This window comes from Thermomonospora curvata DSM 43183, from assembly GCF_000024385.1.
GTDB lineage: Bacteria > Actinomycetota > Actinomycetes > Streptosporangiales > Streptosporangiaceae > Thermomonospora > Thermomonospora curvata.
Map to the genome: position 1 here is coordinate 941,209 of NC_013510.1, position 22,820 is coordinate 964,028.

Sequence of the window (22,820 nt, forward strand, 5' to 3'; positions counted from 1 at the left end):
GCCGTGGCCTTCAGCGGCCGTGGGGTTCGGCGGCCAGGTGCGCCCAGGTGTGGGTGACCCACAGCTCGCCGCCGATGACGCGGGGCCGGGCCCCGGTGCACGGCCCGCCGTCCACCTCCTCCAGCAGCGCCTGCCGGATGGCCTCGGCGCACTGGGGGTCCGCGGCGGCCTCCAGCCAGGGCTCCAGGGGCCGTTCCACGTTGAGCCGGTCCAGGCGGCGCACCCGGGCGCCCGCCTGCGTCAGCAGCGTGATGAGCTTCTCCAGCGAGGGCAGGCCCCGGTGTCCGGGGTCGCGCAGCCGCTCCAGCCGGTCGCGCTCGGAGGCGTGCCGGGCGGGCCGCACCTGCTCGGCGATGATCACTTTGCCGCCGCCGCGGCAGACCCGCACCATCTCGCCCAGCACCCGCGCCGGGTCATCCAGCCGCTGGATCGAAAAATGCGAGATGACCAGTGTGAAAGCGCCGTCCTGGTAGGGCAGCGCCCCGGCGCCGGCCGCCGTTGGGGCGGCACCCGGCCGCCGGCGGTCGAACAGCACGGTGGGGGTGCGTCCCGCGGGGGCGGCGGCCGGTTGCGGTCCGGTGCCGCCGGAAGCCGGATGCGCCGGGTCGAAGGGGGTGAAGCGCCGGACCAGCGGTTCCAGCGCGGCCGGGAGCGGCCCGTCCCCATGGCAGAGGCCGAGGCAGTCGTCGGCCGATGAGGGCTCGGCGAAGTCCACGAACCGGCCCACGTGCGGGGAGACCGTGCTCCTTGGAGGGCGGGCCTTGGCCGGAGTGGGTGGCACGTCGTCGTCTCCCTTGCCGCGCGGGGAAGCAGCTTTCTCAGCTGAGACGCCGCGGCCGGGGGAGAAGTTCGGACATTGCCCCTATGGAGCTTTTTCACCCCGCGCGCGTCCGGCGGGGTGCGGGATCACAGAGATCTTCCCCACACCGCCAGGACCGCGATCATGACGACGATGATGACCCCGCTGTAGCTGGGGACGGACCAGCGCAGCCGCGCGGCGACGAAGCGCACCAGGTAGGCGCACAGCACCGCGATGAAGAACAGGAGGATGAATCCCGTCATGCGGTCACCTCGGTGATTCAAGGGGCTGTCAGCAGCCTAAGCGTTTGCGGGGCGGTTCGCTCAGGCGCCCGGCGGATCTTTGTTCGACCTGGTGTCGAATACAAGTCGGCGGGGGGATACGCTCCCGCTTGTGACAGATGTGAACGAAGAGCAGCGGCGAGACCGCCTCGACGACCTGATGGTGCGCTTGGCGTACGGCAGGCTGGCGCTGGGGGTGACCTCGTTTCTGGCGCCGGCGGTGGGCGCCCGCCTGATGGGCGCCGGCGGCGGCAGGGACGCCGGACGCGACCTGGTGACCAGGATCTTCGCCTCCCGGGAGATCGCGCTGGGGGCCGGCTACCTGCTGAGCGGCGCCAAGGGCCGGGCGATGTGGGCTCGGCTGGGCCTGATGGTGGACACGCTGGATGCGGTGGCCGGGGTGAAGGCCGGCGTCAAGCGCGACGGCGTCCGCGGGGTCCCGCTGTGGGCGGCGAGCATGTTCACCTCCGTCGCCGCCACGGCCGCCGGCCTCGGCGCCGCCAAGGTCGTCAAGGACCTGACCGGCTGACCCGGTCGCGGTGGCGTGCCGGGCGGTGGAACCCGGTTCGGCGGTGATCCGATGACCAATGGGTATGCCCTGAAATGACGGCCCTTTGCAAACCGGGGGGCCACCGCCCGCGACGCGGCGGGCGGCACCATGTAACCTCGTACTGACGAGTACCGAATCCCGCTCGGTTTCGGTTCCGGGACGGAACCCCTACGCAAAGATCTGGAGGCGTCGTGGCCGAGGCGTACATCGTCGGCGCGGTCCGTACCCCCGTGGGCACCAAGAAGGGTGCCCTCAAGGACGTGCACTCCGCCGACCTCGGGGCCCATGTGCTCAAGGAGCTGATGAACCGCACGGGGGTCGACCCGGCCGCCGTGGAAGACGTGATCATGGGCTGCGTCATGCAGGTCGGCGCGCAGACCCTGGACATCGCCCGTACCGCCTGGCTGTCGGCGGGCCTGCCCGAGCACGTGCCGGGCGTCACCATCGACCGGCAGTGCGGCTCCTCCCAGCAGGCCGTGCACTTCGCCGCCCAGGCCGTGATGTCGGGCACCCAGGACCTGGTGGTCGCGGCCGGCGTGGAGAACATGGCCATGGTGCCGATGGGCTCCTCGGTCCCGATGGGCCCCGAGGGCCCGACCGCCGGCCTCCCGTGGGGCCCGGCCTGGGGCGAGCGGTACGGCCAGCAGGAGATCTCGCAGTTCCGCGGCGCGCAGCTGATGTGCGAGAAGTGGGGCTTCAAGCGCGGTGACCTGGAGCAGTTCGCGCTGGAGAGCCACCGCCGGGCGGCCAACGCCCTGGAGAAGGGCTACTTCGAGCGGGAGATCGCCCCGCTGAACGGGCTGACCCAGGACGAGGGCGTGCGCCCGGACACCACGCTGGAGAAGATGGCCACCCTCAAGCCGCTGCGCGAGGGCTGGGAGCTCACCGCCGCGGTCTCCTCGCAGATCTCGGTGGGCGCCTCGGCCCTGCTGATCGCCTCCGAGGAGGCCGTCAAGCGGCACAACCTCACCCCGCGGGCCCGCATCCACACCCTGGCGGTGGTCGGCTCGGACCCGGTGATCATGCTGGACGGCCCGATCCCGGCCACCCGCAAGGCGCTGGAGAAGAGCGGCCTGAGCATCGACGACATCGACGTCACCGAGATCAACGAGGCGTTCGCCCCGGTCGTGCTGGCCTGGCTGAAGGAGATCGGCGCCGACCCGGCCAAGACCAACCCCAACGGCGGCGCCATCGCGCTGGGCCACCCGCTGGGCGCCACCGGCGGCATCCTGATGACCAAGCTGCTGCACGAGCTGGAGCGCACCGGCGGCCGCTACGGTCTGCAGACCATGTGCGAGGGCGGCGGCCAGGCCAACGCCACCATCATCGAGCGCCTGTGACCTGGTAGCTCGACCGCCGGCGAGGGCGGGACCCGTATGCGGGTCCCGCCCTCGTTCGTTTTCCGCCCCGGATGTTTAAAACTCTGGATGCAGGGAATCTCCAAATCGAGTTGGAAGTTATCTCTAAGCGAAGAGGCAAGTAGTCCACGGAGAGGGAGGTTCCCGGCCATGCTGCTGACGTCCATCGACCCCTTCGTCCAGGAGTTCGAGCGCCAGTTCGACCGGCTGACCCGCCAGTTCACCGGCCAGGCCGAGGCCGTGATGCCGATGGACGGCATCCGCCGCCCCGATGAGGTGCTGCTGCGCTTCGACCTGCCGGGCATCGACCCCGACTCCATCGAGGTCACCGTCGACCGCGGCGTGCTGACCGTCAGCGCCCGCCGCGAGGAGGAGTACGCCGACGACGACCGGGTGTTCGTGCGCGAACGGCCGATGGGCGCCTTCACCCGCCGCGTCTACCTGTCGGAGCACCTGGACGCCGACGGCATCCAGGCCGCCTACGACAACGGCGTCCTGGCCGTGCGGATCCCGGTGCTGGAGCGGGCCCGGCCGCGCAAGGTCGAAGTCCAGCGGCCCAAGGGACGCAAGTCCCTCACCGCCTGACCGCCCGCCGGCCTGCGGCCCGGCGAACGCGGAACCCAGGGTGCGGCGAGCGACGGCCTCGCCGCACCCTGGTGTGTGCGCCGCCGGGCCGTCCCCGTGGACGACGCGGTCGGCGATCTGCCGGAAGAGTGGCCGGATGATGATTGGCTTGAGCCATGAGTTCGCCGTCCGACGATGCCAGGCTGCCGGTGGACGACGCCCACGCCCCCCTGTACTCGGTCGGCCAGGTCGCCTCCATGCTGCGCGTCCAGCAGGCGTTCCTGCGCCGCCTGGACGAGTTCGGGGTCGTCAGCCCCGGCCGCACCCCCGGCGGCCAGCGCCGCTACTCCCGGGTCGAGATCCGCCGCGTCCAGTACGTGGTGGAGCTGGTCAGCGAGGGCATGACGCTGACCGCCATCCGCCGCATCCTGGAGCTGGAGCAGCAGGTCCAGCACCTGCAGGCGGAACTGGAGGCCGCCCGCCGCCGCATCCGCGACCTGGAGTCCGGACGCGGTTAGCCCGCCGGACCCCTTGCCCGCGGCGGGACGCCCGCAAGGCCCGGAACGCGCAGAGCTCATGGAGGCGGCCTGGAACCGCGGCCGTCCCGCAAAGACCGATAACTCCCCGTGGGGGGACGCACCGGCACACGGCCCGAGGCTCTCGCCGATCCCGGCGCCGCCGGGATCGGCGAGAGCGGTCTTCGCGAACCGATCAGGGAATCTTGCGGTGCACGTCCTCGGCCTTGCTGGGGCCGGGGGTGGTGTCGGCGATCCACGGGCCCGGGATGGACGGGTCCAGCACGCCCTCCTCCAGCCAGGTGAACTCACCGGCCATGATCCGCCGGGCGAGCCTGGAGTCCCTGGCGTCGGTGTTGCGCCACAGGGCGTCAAAGAGCGCCTCCACCCGCAGCCGGGCCTGGTCGCAGAACGCACCGGCCAGCTCGTAGGCGCCGGCGCCGGCCGGACCCCGGGCGTCCCTCCTGGCGCGGACGCACACCGCGGTCATCGCGAACAGCTCGGCGCCGATGTCGACCATCCGGCCCAAAAAGCCCTGCTTGCGCTCCAGCGCGCCCTGCCAGCGGGCGGCGGCGTAGAAGACCGACCGGGCCAGCCTGCGCGAGCAGCGTTCCACATAGCGCAGGTGCGGCGCCAGCGGGCCGAACTCGCCGTAGGAGCCGTCGGAGCGGCCGGGCACGCTGACCAGCGTCGGCAGCCAGCGGGCGTAAAAGCCCCCGGCGCGGGCGGCGGCCCGGGCCTTGGCGGCCGGCGTGGCCTCCGGGTCGATGATGTCCCCGGCGACCGCCAGGTGGGCGTCCACCGCCTCCCGGGCGATCAGCAGGTGCATGATCTCGGTGGAGCCCTCGAAGATCCGGTTGATGCGCAGGTCGCGCAGCAGCTGCTCGGCTGGCACCCCCCGTTCGCCCCGGGCGGCCAGCGACTCGGCGGTCTCATAGCCCCGGCCGCCGCGCAGCTGGACCAGCTCGTCGGCGATCCGCCAGGACATCTCCGAGCCGTACAGCTTGGCCAGGGCCGCCTCGATGCGGATGTCGTTGCGCTCGTCGTCGGCCAGCAGGGCGGCCAGATCCACCATCGCCTCCAGGGCGTAGGTGGTCGCGGTGATGAAGGCCAGCTTGCCGGCGATGGCCTCGTGCTCGCCGATCGGCCGGCCCCACTGCACCCGTTCGCGGCACCACTCGCGGGCGATCTTGGCGGCCCACTTGCCGCCGCCCGCGCACAATGCCGGCAGCGACAGCCGGCCGGTGTTGAGCGTGGTCAGCGCGATCTTCAGCCCGGCGCCCTCCCGGCCGATCAGGTTGCGCGCCGGCACCCGCACGTCGTGGAAGCGGGTGACGCCGTTCTCGATGCCGCGCAGCCCCATGAACGCGTTGCGGTTCTCCACCGTGATGCCGGGGGAGTCCGCCTCCACCACGAACGCCGAGATGCCGCCGCGGTGCCCCGGGGACTCCGGCACCCGGGCCATCACCACCAGCAGGTCGGCGACCACCCCGTTGGTCGTCCACAGCTTGACCCCGTTGAGCACGTACTCCTCGCCGTCCGGGGTGGGCACCGCCGTGGCGCGCAGCCGGGCCGGGTCGGAGCCCACGTCCGGCTCGGTGAGCAGGAACGCGCTGATTTCGTTGACGCAGCGCGGCAGCCACGTTTCCTTTTGCTCGTCGGTGCCGAACAGCATGACCGGTTGCGGGACGCCGATGGACTGGTGCGCCGATAGCAGCGCCCCCAGCGCCGGGCTGACCGACCCCACCAGCATGAGCGCCCGGCCGTAATAGAACTGGCTCAGCCCCAATCCGCCGTACTTTTCGGGGATCTTCATGCCGAGCGCGCCGATTTCCCGCAGCCCGGCCACCACCTCATCGGGGATGCGGGCCTCGCGCTCGATGCGGACCGGGTCGACCTGCTCGGCGCAGAACTCGCGCAGCTTGGCCAAGAACGCCTCGCCGCGTTCGGTGTCCTGCGCGGAAGGACGCGGATGCGGGTGGACCAGGTCCAGCCGCAATCGCCCCATGAACAGCTGCTTTCCGAAACTGGGCAGCCGCCACTCGGTCTCGCGGGCGGCCTCGGCGACCTTGCGGGCGGTGCGCTCGTCCACCGCGACGGGGGCCTGGGCGGTCATGGTGGAGGTCGGCTCGCGGTTCGCTTCGCTCATCTCGGCTCCTTCGCGCGGTCTGCACTCCGGCCGCCGGACGGCGACCGGATGGGGACCTTTGCCTCCTACCCGGTCCGGCCGCCGGGAGACCGGGCCGCGCCGCCGCCGCCCGAGAAAAGGAGCGTTCCATTTCACTTGTATGCCAAAGAGAATTCAGCGGAATCGTTATACCGGCCGCCGGAAAGGTGATGCAATCGCGGAGGCAGCGGCAAAGTTCTTGACTGGCCGGGTCAGAAAGGGTTCGCTGCCGGTAATGGACGAGACACGGAAGCCCACGCTCATCGCCTCGGTGCAGCGGGCACTGCGTCTCATGGAAGCGGTGGCCGTGCACCCCAACGGCGCGCCGGCCAAGCAGCTGGCCCGGGAGGCGCGGCTACCCCTGGCGACCACCTACCACTTGCTGCGCACGCTGGCCCACGAGGGCTACGCCAGGCGCCTGCCCCCCGGGGTGTGGGTGCTGGGCGACCGGGTGCAGGCGCTGCAGGGCCAAAGCCGCCTCCAGCAGGTGCTGAGCCGCATCCGGCCCGCCCTGGCGGCGCTGCGCGACGAACTCGGCGCCGCTTCCTACTTCGGCATGCACATCGACGGTGAAATCCGCGTCATGGACATCGCCGACAGTCCCCGGGCCCCCCGCGTGAACCTGTGGGTGGGGTTCGAGGACGCGGCGCACGCCACCGCGATCGGCAAGTGCGTGCTGCGGCAGCTGGACGAGGAGGCCCGGCTGGACTACCTGGCACGGCACCCCCTCGCCGAGCTGACCCCCAACACCATCACCGACCGCCGGGAATTGCTGCGCGTTCTGCGCGCCCTCGGCGAGCTGTCCTTCGACCGCGAGGAGTACGCCCTGGGCACCGACTGCCTGGCCGTGCCGGTCACCGACGCCGGCGGCACCGTGGCGGGCGCCCTGGCGATCTCCTGCCGCGCCGGCGACCTGCCCCGGCTGCAGACCGCCGTCCCCCGCCTGCGCGCCACCGCCGCCCTCATCCAGCGGGCCTTCACCCTCACCGGGTGAAACCCCGCCTTGTGCCCGGCCGTCCGGAAGTGCGAGAAGTTTCATCCAGTGCCGCGCCCGTTTCCCGGTGCGCCTGTGGATAGACTGAACCGGTCTTCAAAGCCCGAGATCGGCCCGCCTCGGAGCCGCCCGTGCGGCGGCCCTTTCCGCCGATCCGGCGAGAACCGACAAACGAATGCGAGCAGCACATCGGTGGCGGGCCGGGTGGTGCGACCAGCGAGCGGAAACCGATGCAGTCAGCCAAGCAGCGAAAGTCCATTGCCGGCACTCTCGTGAAGCTGCTGGGGAGCAGGCCCCGGCCGGCACCGCCCGTTCCGGGCGAAGGGGAGATCGTCCAGCCCGCGGCCGGAGAGGGCGCTCTGGAGAACCACCTGGGCGGCGACGAGGCCCGCAACTACCGCAAATACGAGTACGACATGGTGGCCCCGCACGTGGGCCGCTCCATGCTGGAGGTGGGCTCGGGCCTGGGCCACTTCTCCGAGCAGTTCGTCGGCCGCCTGGACTACCTGGTGGTCAGCGACAGCGACCCCTACTGCGTGGAGCAGCTGCGCAAACGCCACGCCGGCAACCCCGATGTGGAGGTCATCGAGCTGGCGCTGCCGGCCGCCATCAAGATCAGGCAGCGGGTCGACACCGTCGTCATGATGAACGTCCTGGAGCACATCAAAGACGACGTGCAGGCCCTCAAGGACCTGGCGGCGGTGACCGAGCCCGGCGGCCGCATCATCATCTGGGTGCCCGGCTACATGCAGCTGTACGGCGACTTCGACCGCAAGGTCGGGCACGTCACCCGCTACACCCCGGCCACCTTGACCCGCTCGGTGCGCGCGGCCGGGCTCATCCCCGAGGTGTGCAAGCCGATCAACTTCCTGGGCGGCATCGCCTGGTGGGTGGCGGTGCGCCGGGGCGGCGCCGGCTACCCCGACCCGCGGCTGGTCAAGATCTACGACCGCACGGTCGTCCCGGCCACCCGGCTGATCGAGAAGGTGATCCGCCCGCCGTTCGGGCAGACCGTCTTCTGCGTCGCCCGCGTCCCGCACCGGCCTTAAGGCCGGATCAGTCCGCCAGGCCCAGGCGGTGGGCGGTGGCGGCGGCCTCGCCCCGGGTGGGGACCTGGAGCTTGGCCAGGATGTTGGAGACGTGGACGCTGACGGTCTTGGCCGAAATGAACAGGACCTCGGCGATCTCGCGGTTGGTGCGGCCCTGGGCGACCAGGCGCAGCACCTCCAATTCGCGGGGGGTCAGCCCGTAAGGGGACCGTGCGGCGGACGGCGCCGTGCCGTTCAGGCGGCCCCGGCGGGCCGTCTCCTCCAGACGCCGCGCCAGCGGGGCGGCCCGCAGCCGTCCGGCCAGGGCCTCGGCCTCCTGCAGCCGGCGGGCGGCCAGGTCGCGCTCGCCGCCGGCCAAGGCCGCCTCGGCGGCCTCGGCCAGCGCGCGGGCCCGCGCGAACGGCTGGCCGATGCGCTCCCAGGCGGCGGCCGCGGCGTCCCAGGCGGCGAGATCCCGCCGGCCGTGGGCCCGGGCCAGCTGCGCCTCGAAGGTCAGGCGGTGCGCCTCCTGCAAGGGCCCCTGCACGGCCAGCTCGGCCGCCCGTTTCTCGATGCGTTCCAGCATGGCCGCCGCGGCGGCGCGGTCGGACCACTCGCCGCAGGCCCGGGCGCCGATCACCAGCACCGGCCAGGCGTACCGGGCGTCGTCCGACAGGCCCGGGCACTCCAGCACGTTCTCCACCGCCGCCAGCGCCTCGCCGATGCGGCCCTGCGCCAGCCGCAGCGCCGACTCCAGGCGCAGCATCGCGAAGTAGTCCTGGGCCTCGCGCCACTTGATGTCGCCGGCCGGACCCAGGTGCGCCTCGGCCTCGGCCAGATCGCCGCGCGCCAGCGCCACCTCACCGGCCAACACGTGCAGCGAGGTGCGGACCACGGCCATCGGGTCCTGGTCCAGGGCCTGTTTGAGGCAGCTGAGCGCCTCATCCCAGCGGCCCAGCGACACCAACGGCTCGGCCAGGTTGACCGACAGCCACGCGCCGTGAGTGCGCGACAGGCCCACCTCGCGGGCCAGTTCCACCCCCTGGCGGGCCACCTCGGCGGCCTCGGCGTGCCGTCCGGCGCCCTCCAGGAAATGCGAGCGCAGCACCGCCACCCGCAGCAGCGGATGCCGTTCGCCCGACCGCTGGACGATCCGCTCGACCTCCTCCAGCTCCGCCAGGCCGCCGCTGTAGTCGATGCCCACGCAAAACAGCGTGAGCAACGCGTTGATCTCGGCGGCGGTGTCGCCGATCCGGCGGGCCAGGGCCAGCGATTCGCGGGCCGCGGCGAGGGCCTCGCCGTCGTTGTTGCGCGGCCGCGCGTAGTGGGCCAAGGAGGCCAGTGCGCGGGCGCGCACCGCGCTGGGCGGATCGGCGGGCAGCCGGGCGGCGGCCGCCCGCAGGTCGTCGATGTATTCCGGCCGTCCCAGCTCATAGGACATGCGGCCGCGCTGCTCCAGCAGGGCGGCGCAGCGGGCGTCGTCGCCCGCCGCCTCGGCCTCGCGCAGCGCGGCGGTGGCGAGCTTGACGCCGCGTTCGTGCTCGCCGGCCAGCTCGGCCGCCAGCGTGGCCTGCTCCAGCACCTCGACATGGCGGGCGCCGATCCGCGCGGCGGCGTCGGGCACCTTGTACCACAGCTCCAGGACGCGTGAGAGCATCGCCAGCTGCTCGGCGTAGGCGGCGGCCTTGCGGGCGTCGTTGGCCGCCCGCCAAGCGCTCACCAGCGCCCAGGTCGGCTCGTGCGCCGAGTACCAGTGGTGCGACAGCAGCACCCACAGCCGCCCCGAGGGCACCAGCGCCGGATCGCGTTCCAAGGCCTCGGCGTAGCGGGCGTGCAGCTGGGTGTGCTCGCCGGGCAGCAGGTCGTCGTGCACGGCCTCGCGGATCAGCGCATGCCGGAAGGCGTACCCGTCGCCGTCCACCACCAGGACGTTGGCCTCCACCGCCGGCCGCAGCACCCGGGCCAGTGCGGCATCGTCCAGCCCGGAGACCGCCGCCAGCAGCGCGTGCTCGATGCGGGTGCCGCCGGCGCTGGCCACCCGCAGCGTCTCGCGGGTCTCCTCGGGCAGTTTCTGGACGGCCGCCAGCAGCAGGTCCCGCAGCGACTCCGGCAGGGCGCGCTCGCCGTCGTCGGCCAGCAGCGCCTCCACGAACAACGGGTTGCCCTCGCTGCGCTCATACACCCGCTCCACCAGCCCGGCCGGCGGCTCGCCCTCCAGCAGCCCGCGCACCAGCTCGCCGACCTCGCCGCGGCTCAGCCGGGTCAGCTCCATGCGGCGCACGCGCTCCACCCGGGTCAGCTCGGCCAGCAGCGGGCGCAGCGGATGGGTGCGGTGCAGCTCGTCGGTGCGGTAGGTCGCCACCACCAGCAGCGGGGCGGCACTGACGTTGCGCGCCAGGAACGCCAGCAGGTCGCGGGTGGAGCGGTCGGCCCAGTGCACGTCCTCGATCACCAGCACGGTGGGGGCGCGCTCGGCCAGCCGTTCCAGCAGGGTGAGCACCAGTTCGAACAGCCGGGCGCGTTCCTCGCCGGAGGCGGTGTCGCTCTCCGGCTCGCCGAACTCCGGCAGCAGCCGGGCCAGCCCGGCGGTGGCCGAGCGCGGCAGCAGCCCCGCCACCCCGTCGATGCCGATCCGGCGCACCAGGGCGCGCAGCACCGCGGTGAACGGGGCGAACGGCAACCCCCCGGCGCCCAGCTCCAGGCAGCCGCCCACCAGCACCTGCGCCCCGCCGGCGCCCGCCCGCTCGGCGAACTCCCGCAGCAGCCGGGTCTTGCCGACCCCGGCCTCCCCGCCGATCAGCATCGCCCCCGGGGCCTCGGCGAGCGCCTCCTGCAGCCGTTCCAGCTCGGTGGATCTGCCGACGAGGACGGGGCTGACCGAACACGCGCTCACACCCCCAGCATGCCACTCGGCCCCGGCCGGATTCGCCTGATTTTTCGGCCCTGCCGCGGGGTGGGACGGAGGCTTGCCGGGCCGTCCCCGAGCGGGCTTTCGCCGGGGACTTCAGGGCACGCGGGCCACGGCGCCCAGCTCGATCCACTCGCTGGACTGCGGCCCGGGGACGTCACCGGGGTCGGGACGCCAGGCGGAGACCTCCACCAGGCCCGGTTCCACCAGCTCCAGCCCCTCCAGCCAGGAGGCGATCTCCTCGGGCCGGCGGACCCGTCCCCAGTTGCCGCCGGTGACGCCGTCCAGGAAGTCCGTCAGCCGCCGCCGCGCCCGCTCGTCCTCGGAGACCAGGTGGCTGAGGACCACCAGGCTGCCCGGGGCCAGCCGGTCGACCACCCGGCGGATGATCCCGGGCGGGTCCCCGGAGTCGGGCACGCAGTGCAGCACCGACACGAACAGGGCGGCGACCGGTTCAGAGAAGTCGATCAGCCGCTTGACGTCCGGATGGTCCAGCACCTGCTCGATCCGCCGCACATCGGCGGTGATCATGGCGGTCTGGGGGCCGTCGGCCAGCAGCGCCCGGCCGTGCGCCAGCACCACCGGGTCGTTGTCGATGTAGACCACGTGGGCGGACGGGTCGTGGCGCTGGGCGATCTGGTGGACGTTGTCGGCGGTGGGCAGGCCCGAACCGTGGTCGAGGAACTGGCGGACGCCCTCCTGCTCCACCGCATGCCGAACGGCACGTTCCAGAAAACGGCGGTTGGCCACGGCCAGCTCCCGGGTGCCCGGGGCCATGGCCAGCAGATGCTCGGCGGCCTGCCGGTCGGCGGCGTAGTTCTCCCGCCCGCCCAGCAGGTAGTTGTACATCCGCGCCACGTTGGCGGTGTGCAGGGGAGATGAGGGGGCCGAGCCTGCCGACGACACCACCGCTCCTACGGACGTCCGTTGTCTGTCGCTTGATCGTACTTGCCGGGGTGAACGTCCCGGGCAGAACGCCACGGCATGGACGGGTGCGCGTTTTGTGCCGCCGCAGGGCATGGGAGATCCTTGGCGGGTGTCGACGGAGACTGCGATGGACGCGCCCGGCAGCAACGCCGAGCTGCGCGCTTTCCTGCACGGACTGCCCGGGGTCGACCAGGTGGGGGCCGAGGAACGGGCCGCCCGGCTGGCCGCCCGTTCGATCAAGACCACCGCCAAGGCCCGCGCCATCGACCTGGCGATCTCCATGGTCGACCTGACCACCCTGGAGGGCGCCGACACCCCCGGCAAGGTCCGCGCCCTGTGCGCCAAGGCGGTGCGGCCCGACCCGGCCGACCCGTCGGTGCCCAAGGTCGCGGCCGTGTGCGTGTACCCCGACCTGGCCGGGGTGGCGGCGGGGGCGCTGGCCGGCTCGGGGGTGGCGGTGGCCAGCGTGGCGACCGCCTTCCCCTCCGGCCGGGCGCCGCTGGAGGCCAAACTGGCCGACACGCGGGCCGCGGTGGCGGCGGGCGCCACCGAGATCGACATGGTGATCGACCGGGGCGCCTTCCTGGCCGGTGACTACCTGGCGGTGTTCGAGGAGATCGCCGAGGTCAAGCGGGCCTGCGGCGAGGCGCACCTGAAGGTGATCTTGGAGACCGGGGAGCTGGCCACCTACGACAACGTGCGCCGCGCCTCCTGGCTGGCGATGCGGGCCGGTGCCGACTTCATCAAGACCTCCACCGGCAAGGTCTCCCCGGCGGCCACACCCGCGGTGACGCTGGTGATGCTGGAGGCGGTCCGCGACTTCCACGCCGCCACCGGCCGGCGGGTCGGCGTCAAACCCGCCGGCGGCATCCGCACCACCAAGGACGCCATCAGGTACCTGGTGCTGGTCAACGAGGTCGCCGGGCCGGACTGGCTCACCCCCCGCCACTTCCGCATCGGCGCCTCCAGCCTGCTCAACGACCTGCTGATGCAGCGGCAGAAGCTGACCACCGGCGCCTATGCGGGCCCCGACTACTTCAGCCTGGACTAGGACGGCGATGAGCGACCAGATCTTTTCGTACGCGCCGGCGCCGGAGTCGGCGTCCATCGCCCGCATCAGGCCCTCCTACGGCCTGTTCATCGACGGGGAGTGGACCGACGGCGCCGCCGAGCGCACCTTCAAGACCGTCAACCCCGCCACCGAGGAGGTGCTGGCGGAGGTCACCGAGGCGACCGAGGAGGACGTGGACCGGGCGGTGCGCGCCGCCCGGGACGCCTACGAGCGGGTGTGGGGCCCGATGCCCGGCCGCGAGCGGGCCAAGTACCTGTTCCGCATCGCCCGGCTGCTGCAGGAGCGCTCCCGCGAGCTGGCCGTGCTGGAGACCCTCGACAACGGCAAGCCGATCCGCGAGTCCCGGGATGTGGACCTGCCGCTGGTGGCCGCGCACTTCTTCTACCACGCCGGCTGGGCCGACAAGCTGCCGTACGCCGGATTCGGGCCCGACCCACGGCCGCTGGGGGTGGCCGCGCAGGTGATCCCGTGGAACTTCCCGCTGCTGATGCTGGCCTGGAAGATCGCCCCCGCGCTGGCCTGCGGCAACACCGTCGTCCTCAAACCGGCCGAGACCACCCCGCTGACCGCCCTGACGTTCGCGGAGATCTGCCGGCAGGCCGAGCTGCCGCCGGGCGTGGTCAACATCGTCACCGGGGCGGCCCGGACCGGGCAGGCACTGGTGCGGCACCCGGGCGTGGACAAGGTCGCCTTCACCGGCTCCACCGAGGTCGGCAGGCAGATCGCCCGCGCCGTGGCCGGCACCCGCAAAAGGCTCACGCTGGAGCTGGGCGGCAAGGCCGCCAACGTGATCTTCGAGGACGCCCCGCTGGACCAGGCCGTCGAGGGCGCGATCAACGGGATCTTCTTCAACCAGGGGCAGGTGTGCTGCGCCGGGTCCCGGCTGCTGGTGCAGGAGTCGATCGCAGGGGAGCTGCTGGAGCGGCTCAAGGCCCGGATGGCCACGCTGCGGGTCGGGGACCCGCTGGACAAGAACACCGACGTCGGCGCGATCAACTCCGCCGGGCAGCTGGAGAAGATCCGCACCCTGGCGCAGGCCGGCGAACAGGAGGGCGCCATCCGCTGGTCGGCGCCGTGCGAGCTGCCGGAGCGCGGCTACTGGTTCGCCCCGACCGTCTTCACCGGCGTGGCCGCCTCGCACCGCATCGCCCGCGAGGAGATCTTCGGCCCGGTGCTGTCGGTGCTGACCTTCCGCACCCCCGCCGAGGCCGTGGAGAAGGCCAACAACACCCCGTATGGGCTGTCGGCGGGGATCTGGACCGAGAAGGGCTCACGCGTGCTGTGGATGGCCCAGCGGCTGCGCGCCGGGGTGGTGTGGGCCAACACCTTCAACAAGTTCGACCCGGCCGCCCCGTTCGGCGGCTACAAGGAGTCGGGTTTCGGCCGCGAGGGCGGCCGTCACGGACTGGAGGCCTACCTCGATGTCTGAACCGGCGCGGCTGGCGGTGCGCAAGACCTACAAGCTGTTCATCGGGGGCGCCTTCCCCCGTTCGGAGTCGGGCAGGACGTACGTGGTCACCGATGCCGGCGGCGAGTTCCTGGCCAACGCCTGCCAGGCCTCCCGCAAGGACGCCCGGGACGCCGTCAGCGCCGCGCGCAAGGCGTTCCCCGGCTGGTCGGCGCGCACCCCCTACAACCGCGGGCAGATCCTCTACCGGATCGCCGAGATGCTGGAGGGGCGGCGCGCCCAGTTCATCGCCGAGCTGCGCCAGGCCGGGCTGGCGGAAGACGCCGCCGTCGCCGAGGTGGACGCCGCCATCGACCGGTGGGTCTGGTATGCGGGCTGGGCCGACAAGCTCGCCGCCGTCACCGGGTCGGTCAACCCCGTCGCCGGGCCGTTCTTCAGCTTCTCCGCCCCCGACCCCACCGGGGTGGTGGCGATCGTGGCGCCGGACTCGCCGCTGCTGGGGCTGGTGTCGGTGATCGCCCCGGTGATCGTGTCCGGCAACACCTGCGTGGTGGTCGCCTCCGAGCCCGCCCCGCTGCCGGCGATCACGTTCGCCGAGGTGCTGGCCACCAGTGACCTGCCCGGCGGCGTGGTCAACGTGCTCACCGGCCGGCGCGCCGAGCTGGCGCCCTGCCTGGCCGCGCACATGGACGTCAACGCCATCGACCTGACGGGGGCGCCGCCGGAGCAGGCGGGGCCGCTGGAGGAGGCCGCCGCCGGGAATCTCAAGCGCGTGCTGCGTCCGGACGCCGGGGAGACCGACTGGCACGCCGATCCGGGAACGGCCCGGATGACCGCCTTCCTGGAGACCAAGACGGTCTGGCACCCGCTCGGCATGTGAGCGTCCCGTTAGGCCGCGGCCGGCCGTGGAATGGAACCCTGCGGCTCACGGCCGTCGGGGACGGCCGGCCGCGGTGGGGCGGCCGGCGCCGCCGGCGGCCCCGGCAGTGGGGGAAGAACATGGACGAGCGGGAGATCCTGGCGCGGATCGGCGATTTCGTGGACGAGGAGCGCCGGCTGCGCGAGATGTACGAGCGGGGCGAGCTGAGCCAGGCCCAGGAGCAGCGGCGCCTGCGGCAACTGGAGGTCGCCCTCGACCAGTGCTGGGACCTGCTGCGGCAGCGGCGGGCCAAGGCCAGGGCCGGGGAGAACCCCGACGAGGCCGGCATCCGGCCCGCCGGCCAGGTCGAGGGCTACATCCAGTGAGCCCGGCCCGGGTGCCGGAGGTTTCCGGTTCCGCCTTGTTCGGACGCGGGGCGTCTCAGGGCGGGGGCGGCAGGTCGCGTCCGGCCTCCTGCTCCGGCGGGACGGGCGGCTCCTGCTCCGGCTTGGTCTCCCGGTCGCTTTTGTCGCCGTGGCGCCACCCGAAGCGGGAGGTGCGCGTGGCGGCGATCTGGTCGCGGATCCGCTCCACGATGCGCCCGGCGGCCAGGTCCTGGGCCAGCAGGCAGGCCGAGGTGATCGCGCGGGCCTGGGAGGCGCCGTGGGCGATGACCACGGTGCCGTTCAGCCCCAGCAGCACCCCGCCGCCGTAGGTTTCGGAGTCCAGCCGGGCCTTGAGCGCCTGCAGGCGGCGGCGCTGCAGCAGGGCGCCCAGCTTGGCGGTGGCGGAGGAGCGGATGGTCTGCTGCAGCTCGGCCATGGCCATGCGGACCGCGCCCTCCATGGTCTTCAGCGCCACGTTGCCGGTGAAGCCGTCGCACACCACCACGTCCACCGCGCCGGTCAGCAGGTCGCCGCCTTCGATGTTGCCGGCGAACTCGATGCCGTGGTGGCCGGAGGACAGCAGCTCATAGGCGCGCCGGACGGCCTTGTTGCCCTTGCCCGGCTCCGATCCGATGTTCAGCAGCCCCACCCGGGGCCGCGGCACGCCGAGCGCGACCTGGGCGTACGCGGTGCCCAGCGCGGCGAACTGCACCAGCACCTCGGGTTTGACGTCCACGCTGGCCCCGGAGTCCAGCAGCACGGTGGGGCGGGGCCGGGTCGGCAGCAGCACCGCGATGGCCGGGCGCAGCACCCCCTGCTGGGCCTTGAGCCGCAGCCGGGCGGTGGCCACCACCCCGGCGGTGGTGCCGGCCGACACCAGCGCCGAGGCCCGCCCGGTCTTGATCAGATGGCAGGCCACCGCCACCGAGGAGCGGGGCTTGCGCCAGCTGGCCAGCGCGCCCTCGTCCATCGCCAGCGCCTCCTCGGCGTGCACGATGGGGATCTCGCCGGTCACGCCGTGGCGTTCCAGCTCGGCGCGCACCCGGGGGGCCTGCCCGACCAGCACCAGCCGGACGCCGTGCTCGCGCACCGCGGCCACCGCACCGGCGACGATCTCTTCGGGCGCGTGATCGCCGCCCATGGTGTCGATCACCACGGGACGGGGGCGCCCGCCCGTGTCATCGCGGGTCATCAACACGGGCTCCAAGGTCGATCGCCGCGGAAGGCGGCGGGGGAGTGGGGGTGACTCACCGAAAGAGGCTCACCGCATGTTAGGTCACCGCGCGCGGTGCCTGAGCACGTGGGGCCGGGCCGTTGCGCCCGGGACGGCCCGGCCCGCGCCGTTCTCAGCCGCCGGCACGGCAGTCGGCGCCCAGGCACGGCGCGTTCTGCACCAGCGGGCGTCCGTCGATCAGGATGGTGAAGTACTCCCGGGCCGCGGCGTGCTCGACCGCCCCGATCACCTGCACCGGCTTGCGGGCGGCGGTGGTGCCCGAGCAGCGCACCCGCAGCTTGTGCTTGTTCCAGCCGGGCAGGTCGGTGCACGTCAGCGGGCCGCTGAGGGGGTGTCCCCGGGCCTGCAGCTCGGCGGCGGCCATGACGGGCAGGGCGGAGCGCAGCGCCGCCTGGGTCTCATAGCGCGGCTTGGGGCCGTCGAAGAACGCGAAATAGGCGGTCACGCCCGCCGCGCCGAGGACGATCGCGGCGGTGACCGCACCTATGAGCACTTTCACACTGGGTAAGATCACCCGCCGGATCTCCGATCATCCGCCGCGGCATGCGGGCTTTCCTGGGAATTGGCCGTCGCCATGCCGGCGCCCGCCTTTGCTCACGCCGGCTGCCCGGCCCGCTCCAGGGCGCCGGTGACGATGCCGGTGACGGCCTCGGCGATGGCGTCGGGCCGGTCGAGCTGCACCAGGTGCAGGGAGTCCGGCAGGTCCAGCTGCCGCCCGTGGGGGCTCATCGCGGCCAGTTCCCGGTGGCCGGCGCTCCAGCTCGCCGCCTTCTGCGGGTCGGTGATGTCGGCCAGCGCGGTCAGCACCACCAGCGGGATCGGCGGGAACGGCAGCCGTTTGCGCAGCGCCAGCACGTCGGCGGCCATCTCGCGGTAGGCGGCGTTCTCGGCCAGCAGGGTGCCCAGCACCGTGCCGCGCCCGTACACCGCGCGCACCGTCCCGTCCGGCACCGGGGGTTTGCGGCGGCTGGTGAACCGCAGCAGCGAGCGGCGGACGTGCGGGGCGGCCAGCCAGGGGATGCCGGTGAGCCCGAAGGCCCGCCCGGCCAGGTAGAGGGCCGGCTGCACCGCCGCGGCGATCCGCACGTCCGACCAGGTGGAGTCCTCGTAGCTGGGGTCGGCCAGCACCAGCCCGCGCACCAGCTCGGGGTGGATGCGCGCCAGCGCCTCGGCCTGGAACCCGGCCATGGAGTGGGCCACCACCGTCACCGGCGGCCCGGCCCAGTCGGCCAGCGCCGCCAGCAGCCGGACCTCGCGGCGCAGGCTGGGACGGCTGAGGGCGGGCGGGCTCAGCCCCGTTCCGGGGCGGTCGAAGCACACCACCCGGTAGCCGGCCAGTTCCTCGATCACCGGCTGCCAGTCGAACCAGGCGCCGCCCAGCCCGGAGGTCAGCAGCACCACGGGGGCGCCGGGCGGGCCGGACTGCACCAGGTGGAGCCGCTCGCCGGACAGATCGACGAACGTCCCGCCCTCCAGCGCGTCCCGGTCCATCGGCCCCCCACTCGGCGATGGTGCGGATCTTTCCGGTGCTCAGGATAGGAAGGCCGGCTCGCGCTCCGGTGGGGTTTCGGCGGCGTGACCACAGAGCGTCACGAACAGCTTGTTAACCGGTTTATACCTATAAGTACCGGTATGTTCAGGAAGTTCAGTATCTTTGCGTGAAGGGGAGGGTATCTATACCCCGATAACGGGGGAGCAAATTCCCGTGCTCTCTCCCCCACGATCACAAGGAGTACAGCCACGTGACCTTGGTCAATGACGCGGCGCCACCTGCTGTGCGATCCACCGGCCGCAAGTTCCGCGCCTACACCGCCAAGCACCTGGACGAGCTCACCGCGCGTGCCGGGCTGTCGGCGGACCAGCGCCTGGCGATCCGGGCGGTCGCCACAGTGCTGCCGTTCCGGACCAACAGCTACGTGGTCGAAGAGCTCATCGACTGGTCCGCCGCTCCCGACGATCCGATCTACCGCCTGGTCTTCCCGCAGGAGGACATGCTCCCGGCCGACGATGTCGCGCACATCGCCGGCCTGCTGCGCCGCCAGGCCCCGCGCCAGGAGATCGAGGCCGCCGCGCACCGGGTGCGGATGCGGCTGAACCCGCACCCGGCCGGTCAGCTGGAGCTCAACGTCCCTAGCTTCGGAGACGGCGTGGTACCGGGGATGCAGCACAAGTACGACGAGACCGTGCTCTACTTCCCCAAACAGGGCCAGACCTGCCACGCCTACTGCACCTACTGTTTCCGCTGGGCCCAGTTCGTCGGGGAGCCGGACCTGAAGCTGGCCGGCGACGACGCCCTGCAGCTGCGCGACTACCTGGTCGCCCACCCCCGCGTGACCAACGTGCTGTTCACCGGCGGGGACGCGATGATCATGGGCGAGCCGGTGCTGCGCCGCTACGTGGAGCCGCTGCTGGAACTGGAGCAGATCGAGTCCATCCGGATCGGCACCAAGTCGCTGGCCTACTGGCCGCAGAAGTTCGTCACCGACCCCGACGCCGACGCCATGCTGCGCCTGTTCGAGCAGGTCGTCAACGCCGGCAAGAGCCTGGCGTTCATGGCGCACTTCTCCCACCCGCGCGAGCTGGAGCCGGCGATGGTGCGCGAGGCGGTGCGCCGCATCCGCGGCACCGGCGCGGTGATCCGCACCCAGGCCCCGCTGATCCGCTCCATCAACGACGACCCCAAGGTCTGGGAGACCATGTGGCGCACCCAGACCCGGATGGGCATGGTGCCCTACTACATGTTCGTCGAGCGCGACACCGGCCCCCGCGACTACTTCGCGGTGCCGCTGGGCCGGGCCTATGAGATCTTCCGCGACGCCTACCGGCACGTCTCCGGCCTGGCGCGCACCGTGCGCGGGCCGTCGATGTCGGCCACCCCCGGCAAGGTCTGCGTGGACGGCGTGCTGGAGCTCGCCGGGGAGAAGGTCTTCGCGCTGCACTTCATCCAGTGCCGCGACTCCGACCTGGTGGGCCGGCCGTTCTTCGCCAAGTACGACCCGGCGGCGGTGTGGCTGGACGACCTCAAGCCCGCCTTCGCCGACCGCTTCCCCTTCGAGGACATGGCCGTGCCCGACCGCCGCTGAAAACGGCTCGGCCCCGCCGCGCCGAGCGCGGCGGGGCCGCACGGGCGCGCCTCTTTACGGCGCGCCCTGGGAGCCTTCCAGACCGCTCAGGACGACTCGTAGATCGGCACGATGGACGCCCGCGCCAGGGTGTGCGCGGTGATGTTGAAGCCCACCGCCCCCGGCATCATGTCCGAGTCGATGCCCAGCGACTCCACGTCCAGGGCGTGCACGGTGAACACGTACCGGTGCGGGGTGCCGGGCGGCGGGGCCGCGCCGCCGTAGGCCTTGATCCCGTAGTCGTTGCGGGACTGGACGCCGAACTTGGAGTCGGCGGCCCCCGCGCCCGAAGGCAGCTCGGTCACGTTCGCCGGGATGTCGAACATCAGCCAGTGCCAGAACCCGCTGCCGGTCGGGGCGTCGGGGTCATAGCAGGTCACCGCGAAGCTCTTGGTCTCCTCCGGGAAGCCCTCCCAGCGCAGGTGCGGGGAGACGTTGCCCCCGGAGAAACCCCAGTCGTTGAAGACGTGCTTGTCGTCCAGCCGCTCGCCGTCGGCGATGTCGTCGCTGGTCACGGTGAACGACGGCACCTGTGGCAAGTACTCGTGCGGAAGCGGCGGCTTCCCGGGCATACGGACCTCCTGTAGCTGGGCGCGTCGGTACTCGGGCCTCCTCCGGCACAGGGCCTTGCACGCCGGGGTGCGGGCGGTGCCCGATCCTGTGCCGCATCAGGTCACAGCATCGTCCCCGACCGCGACCCGCCCGTCCCGGCGCGCGGGGACGGCGTGTCGGAAAAGGCCCACTGCTTATTTACCAATCGCCTCGTTGTAGGCGGCGATGACTTCCTTGGGGTCGCCGTCCATGCGGATCTTGCCCTCGTCCAGCCAGATCACCCGGTTGCAGGTCTCCTCGACCTGGTCGAGGTTGTGGGCGACCAGGAACACCGCGCCGGCGTCCCGCCGCAGCTCGTTGATCTTGGCCTTGCTGCGCTTGCGGAACTTGGCGTCCCCGGTGGCCAGCGCCTCGTCGATGAGGAGCACATCGTGGGTGCGGGCGGCGGCGATGGCAAAGCGCAGCCGGGCGCCCATGCCCGAGGAGTAGGCCGACATCGGGTAGTGGATGAAGCCGGGCTTGAGATCGGCGAACTTGACGATCTCGTCGTACTTGGCCCGCGTCTCCTCCGGGCTCAGCCCCATCGCCAGGCAGCCCAGGATGATGTTGCGCTCGCCCGACAGATCCCGCATCAGGGCGGCGTTGACGCCCAGCAGGGACGGCCGGCCCTGAGTGTAGACGGCGCCGCGGGCCGGGGGCAGCAGCCCGGCGATCGCCTTCAGCAGGGTGGACTTGCCCGAGCCGTTGGTGCCGATCACGCCGATCGCATCGCCCCGGTAGGCCACGAAGGACACCCCGCGGACGGCGTGGACCTCCTTCATCTGCGGGCGGTTCTGACGCCGCAGAATCCGCATCAGCGCGGTCGCGGCGGTGCCCTTGCCGCCTCCACCGCCGTAGACCCGGTAGATGACGTGCAGGTTGTCCACCACCACGATCGGCTCGCGGGTGTAGTCGATGACCACCGGGGGTGGGGATTCGGTCACCCGAGTCATCTCCTTGACCTTAGCCACGGCCGTACCTCGCCTCCGCGCGGTAGAAGTACCAAAAGCCCCCGATGAAGGCGACCAGCGCCCACGCCAGTGCGTACCACCACAGATGGGCGTATCCCCAGCCGTAGGCGGCCAGGTCCCCCCGGTAGCTGTCGATCAGGGCGATGCGCACCAGCTCGATGTACACCGACGCCGGGTTGGCCTGCAGCAGGTCGCCCACCCACGGGTAGTCCCGCAGGGTGTCGCGCTCGGCCAGGCTCGCCGTCATGAAGAAGATGCCCGAGAAGTACAGCCACGCCCGCGTGATGAACGGCAGCAGCTGCTGAATGTCGCGGACGAAGGCGCCCACCCGCGCGATCGCCAGGCTGATCCCCATGTTGAAGATCAGCTGCAGCGCCAGCGCCGGCACCAGCAGCAGCCAGCGCCAGGTGATCGGCTCGCCGGTGGCCAGCACGATCACCGCCAGCACGGCCATGGAGATCAGCAGCTGCTGCAGCTCCACCAGCACGTGCGCGAACGGCAGCGAGGCGCGCGGGAAGTGCAGCGCGCGGATCAGCGACAGGTTGTTGCCGATCGACCGGGCCCCGGCGGTCAGCGACCGCTGGGTGAAGGTGAAGACGAACACCCCGGTGATCAGGAAGGCCGTGTAGTTGGTGACGCCCTTGTTGACGCCCAGCAGCAGGCCGAAGACCAGGTAGTAGACGGCCGCGTTCAGCAGCGGCGTCAGCACCTGCCACACCTGTCCCAGCCGGGACGAGGTGTACATCGACATGCTCTTGGCGGAGGCGAAGGTCCAGATGAACGTGCGCCGCTGCCACAACTCCCGCACGTAGGTGCGCAGCGGGGGGCGCGCCGCGCTCTGCGTCAGTCCGTGGCGGGCGGCGAATTCGGCCAGGGACTCGGCGCTCTTTCCAGCCAAGGCAGGGGGCTCCGCGATCGTGTCTACCGACTCGCCACCCGGGGGACCGACCCGATCCGGGTGACTCATGGGCCGAAGCCTATTGCAGACGCCGAGGAGGAGTGGACTTTCACCCCCAGGTGACCACTGATTCGTGATCTCTGACGATTCCGCCCCGCTCGTGCCGGTTCCGCGGGGATGCCGCTCCT

The 22,820-nt window shown here is 72.1% G+C and carries 22 protein-coding genes; 11 read left to right on the forward strand and 11 right to left on the reverse strand.

The genetic code is table 11. The annotated features are described in order from the left end of the window. Positions 1 to 10 precede the first annotated feature (10 nt). Together TCUR_RS04130 and TCUR_RS26900 are read right to left on the reverse strand one after the other, a co-directional pair. On the reverse strand, positions 11 to 781 hold the full coding sequence (locus TCUR_RS04130) for a class I SAM-dependent methyltransferase (protein ID WP_012851213.1): 771 nt from the start codon (positions 779 to 781) through the stop codon (positions 11 to 13). A 125-nt stretch (positions 782 to 906) separates the two neighbouring features. After that, positions 907 to 1,062 carry a hypothetical protein gene (locus TCUR_RS26900; RefSeq protein WP_012851214.1) on the reverse strand — a complete coding sequence of 52 codons (156 nt, stop codon included), beginning with the start codon at positions 1,060 to 1,062 and terminating at the stop codon, positions 907 to 909. A gap of 130 nt (positions 1,063 to 1,192) precedes the next feature. Between TCUR_RS26900 and TCUR_RS04135 the strand changes: the two genes are divergently transcribed. From TCUR_RS04135 to TCUR_RS04150, 4 genes are all read left to right on the forward strand, one after another. Further along, on the forward strand, positions 1,193 to 1,609 hold the full coding sequence (locus tag TCUR_RS04135) for a hypothetical protein (protein ID WP_012851215.1): 417 nt from the start codon (positions 1,193 to 1,195) through the stop codon (positions 1,607 to 1,609). A gap of 212 nt (positions 1,610 to 1,821) precedes the next feature. Next, a complete protein-coding gene (locus TCUR_RS04140; protein ID WP_012851216.1) occupies positions 1,822 to 2,970 on the forward strand; it encodes an acetyl-CoA C-acetyltransferase in 1,149 nt (382 codons plus the stop codon). Positions 2,971 to 3,138: 168 nt separating this feature from the next. Continuing rightward, complete coding sequence (locus tag TCUR_RS04145) at positions 3,139 to 3,573, forward strand: Hsp20/alpha crystallin family protein (protein ID WP_012851217.1); 435 nt, start codon at positions 3,139 to 3,141, stop codon at positions 3,571 to 3,573. 155 nt (positions 3,574 to 3,728) lie between these two features. After that, positions 3,729 to 4,070 carry a MerR family transcriptional regulator gene (locus tag TCUR_RS04150; RefSeq protein WP_012851218.1) on the forward strand — a complete coding sequence of 114 codons (342 nt, stop codon included), beginning with the start codon at positions 3,729 to 3,731 and terminating at the stop codon, positions 4,068 to 4,070. A 193-nt stretch (positions 4,071 to 4,263) separates the two neighbouring features. Here TCUR_RS04150 and TCUR_RS04155 read toward each other — a convergent pair whose 3' ends face one another. Continuing rightward, positions 4,264 to 6,216 (reverse strand): acyl-CoA dehydrogenase family protein, encoded by a 1,953-nt coding sequence (locus TCUR_RS04155; protein WP_012851219.1) that lies wholly within the window; start codon positions 6,214 to 6,216, stop codon positions 4,264 to 4,266. A gap of 253 nt (positions 6,217 to 6,469) precedes the next feature. Between TCUR_RS04155 and TCUR_RS04160 the strand changes: the two genes are divergently transcribed. Beyond that, positions 6,470 to 7,228 carry an IclR family transcriptional regulator gene (locus TCUR_RS04160; protein WP_012851220.1) on the forward strand — a complete coding sequence of 253 codons (759 nt, stop codon included), beginning with the start codon at positions 6,470 to 6,472 and terminating at the stop codon, positions 7,226 to 7,228. A 272-nt stretch (positions 7,229 to 7,500) separates the two neighbouring features. Beyond that, positions 7,501 to 8,277 (forward strand): class I SAM-dependent methyltransferase, encoded by a 777-nt coding sequence (locus TCUR_RS04165; protein ID WP_245536970.1) that lies wholly within the window; start codon positions 7,501 to 7,503, stop codon positions 8,275 to 8,277. 7 nt (positions 8,278 to 8,284) lie between these two features. On the opposite strand, the gene TCUR_RS04170 is transcribed toward TCUR_RS04165, so the two are convergent. Beyond that, entirely contained in the window at positions 8,285 to 11,149 is a 2,865-nt protein-coding gene (locus TCUR_RS04170; protein WP_012851222.1) for a helix-turn-helix transcriptional regulator, read from the reverse strand. Between the two features lie 111 nt (positions 11,150 to 11,260). Beyond that, positions 11,261 to 12,070, reverse strand: coding sequence for an SAM-dependent methyltransferase (locus TCUR_RS04175; RefSeq protein ID WP_012851223.1), 810 nt, complete (start codon positions 12,068 to 12,070; stop codon positions 11,261 to 11,263). A 148-nt stretch (positions 12,071 to 12,218) separates the two neighbouring features. Here TCUR_RS04175 and deoC point away from each other — a divergent pair, with 148 nt between their 5' ends. The 4 genes from deoC (at position 12,219) to TCUR_RS04195 (ending at position 15,816) form a co-directional block, all read left to right on the forward strand. Further along, the gene (gene deoC, locus TCUR_RS04180) at positions 12,219 to 13,142 is read left to right on the forward strand and encodes a deoxyribose-phosphate aldolase (protein ID WP_012851224.1); all 924 of its coding nucleotides are present in this window, start codon (positions 12,219 to 12,221) and stop codon (positions 13,140 to 13,142) included. Positions 13,143 to 13,149: 7 nt separating this feature from the next. After that, complete coding sequence (locus TCUR_RS04185; protein WP_012851225.1) at positions 13,150 to 14,592, forward strand: aldehyde dehydrogenase family protein; 1,443 nt, start codon at positions 13,150 to 13,152, stop codon at positions 14,590 to 14,592. Then, positions 14,585 to 15,451, forward strand: a complete 867-nt coding sequence (locus tag TCUR_RS04190; protein ID WP_012851226.1) for an aldehyde dehydrogenase family protein — start codon at positions 14,585 to 14,587, stop codon at positions 15,449 to 15,451. The genes TCUR_RS04185 and TCUR_RS04190 overlap by 8 nt, the downstream gene beginning before the upstream one ends. Positions 15,452 to 15,570: 119 nt before the next feature. Continuing rightward, positions 15,571 to 15,816, forward strand: coding sequence for a DUF2630 family protein (locus TCUR_RS04195; protein ID WP_012851227.1), 246 nt, complete (start codon positions 15,571 to 15,573; stop codon positions 15,814 to 15,816). Between the two features lie 55 nt (positions 15,817 to 15,871). Here TCUR_RS04195 and plsX read toward each other — a convergent pair whose 3' ends face one another. The 3 genes from plsX to TCUR_RS04210 all read right to left on the reverse strand — a co-directional run bounded on the left by plsX (position 15,872) and on the right by TCUR_RS04210 (position 18,541). Beyond that, on the reverse strand, positions 15,872 to 17,008 hold the full coding sequence (gene plsX, locus TCUR_RS04200; RefSeq protein ID WP_012851228.1) for a phosphate acyltransferase PlsX: 1,137 nt from the start codon (positions 17,006 to 17,008) through the stop codon (positions 15,872 to 15,874). 154 nt (positions 17,009 to 17,162) lie between these two features. Continuing rightward, complete coding sequence (locus tag TCUR_RS04205) at positions 17,163 to 17,549, reverse strand: hypothetical protein (protein ID WP_148232923.1); 387 nt, start codon at positions 17,547 to 17,549, stop codon at positions 17,163 to 17,165. A gap of 95 nt (positions 17,550 to 17,644) precedes the next feature. Further along, positions 17,645 to 18,541 carry an alpha/beta fold hydrolase gene (locus TCUR_RS04210; RefSeq protein WP_012851230.1) on the reverse strand — a complete coding sequence of 299 codons (897 nt, stop codon included), beginning with the start codon at positions 18,539 to 18,541 and terminating at the stop codon, positions 17,645 to 17,647. A 251-nt stretch (positions 18,542 to 18,792) separates the two neighbouring features. Here TCUR_RS04210 and TCUR_RS04215 point away from each other — a divergent pair, with 251 nt between their 5' ends. After that, on the forward strand, positions 18,793 to 20,133 hold the full coding sequence (locus tag TCUR_RS04215) for a KamA family radical SAM protein (RefSeq protein WP_012851231.1): 1,341 nt from the start codon (positions 18,793 to 18,795) through the stop codon (positions 20,131 to 20,133). An 86-nt stretch (positions 20,134 to 20,219) separates the two neighbouring features. Here TCUR_RS04215 and TCUR_RS04220 read toward each other — a convergent pair whose 3' ends face one another. From TCUR_RS04220 to TCUR_RS04230, 3 genes are all read right to left on the reverse strand, one after another. Beyond that, positions 20,220 to 20,744: a YbhB/YbcL family Raf kinase inhibitor-like protein gene (locus TCUR_RS04220; RefSeq protein WP_012851232.1), complete on the reverse strand. Its 525-nt coding sequence runs from the start codon at positions 20,742 to 20,744 to the stop codon at positions 20,220 to 20,222. Positions 20,745 to 20,918: 174 nt separating this feature from the next. Beyond that, positions 20,919 to 21,716, reverse strand: coding sequence for an ABC transporter ATP-binding protein (locus tag TCUR_RS04225; protein WP_174315322.1), 798 nt, complete (start codon positions 21,714 to 21,716; stop codon positions 20,919 to 20,921). Positions 21,717 to 21,726: 10 nt separating this feature from the next. Next, complete coding sequence (locus TCUR_RS04230; RefSeq protein ID WP_012851234.1) at positions 21,727 to 22,701, reverse strand: ABC transporter permease; 975 nt, start codon at positions 22,699 to 22,701, stop codon at positions 21,727 to 21,729. Positions 22,702 to 22,820 lie beyond the last annotated feature (119 nt).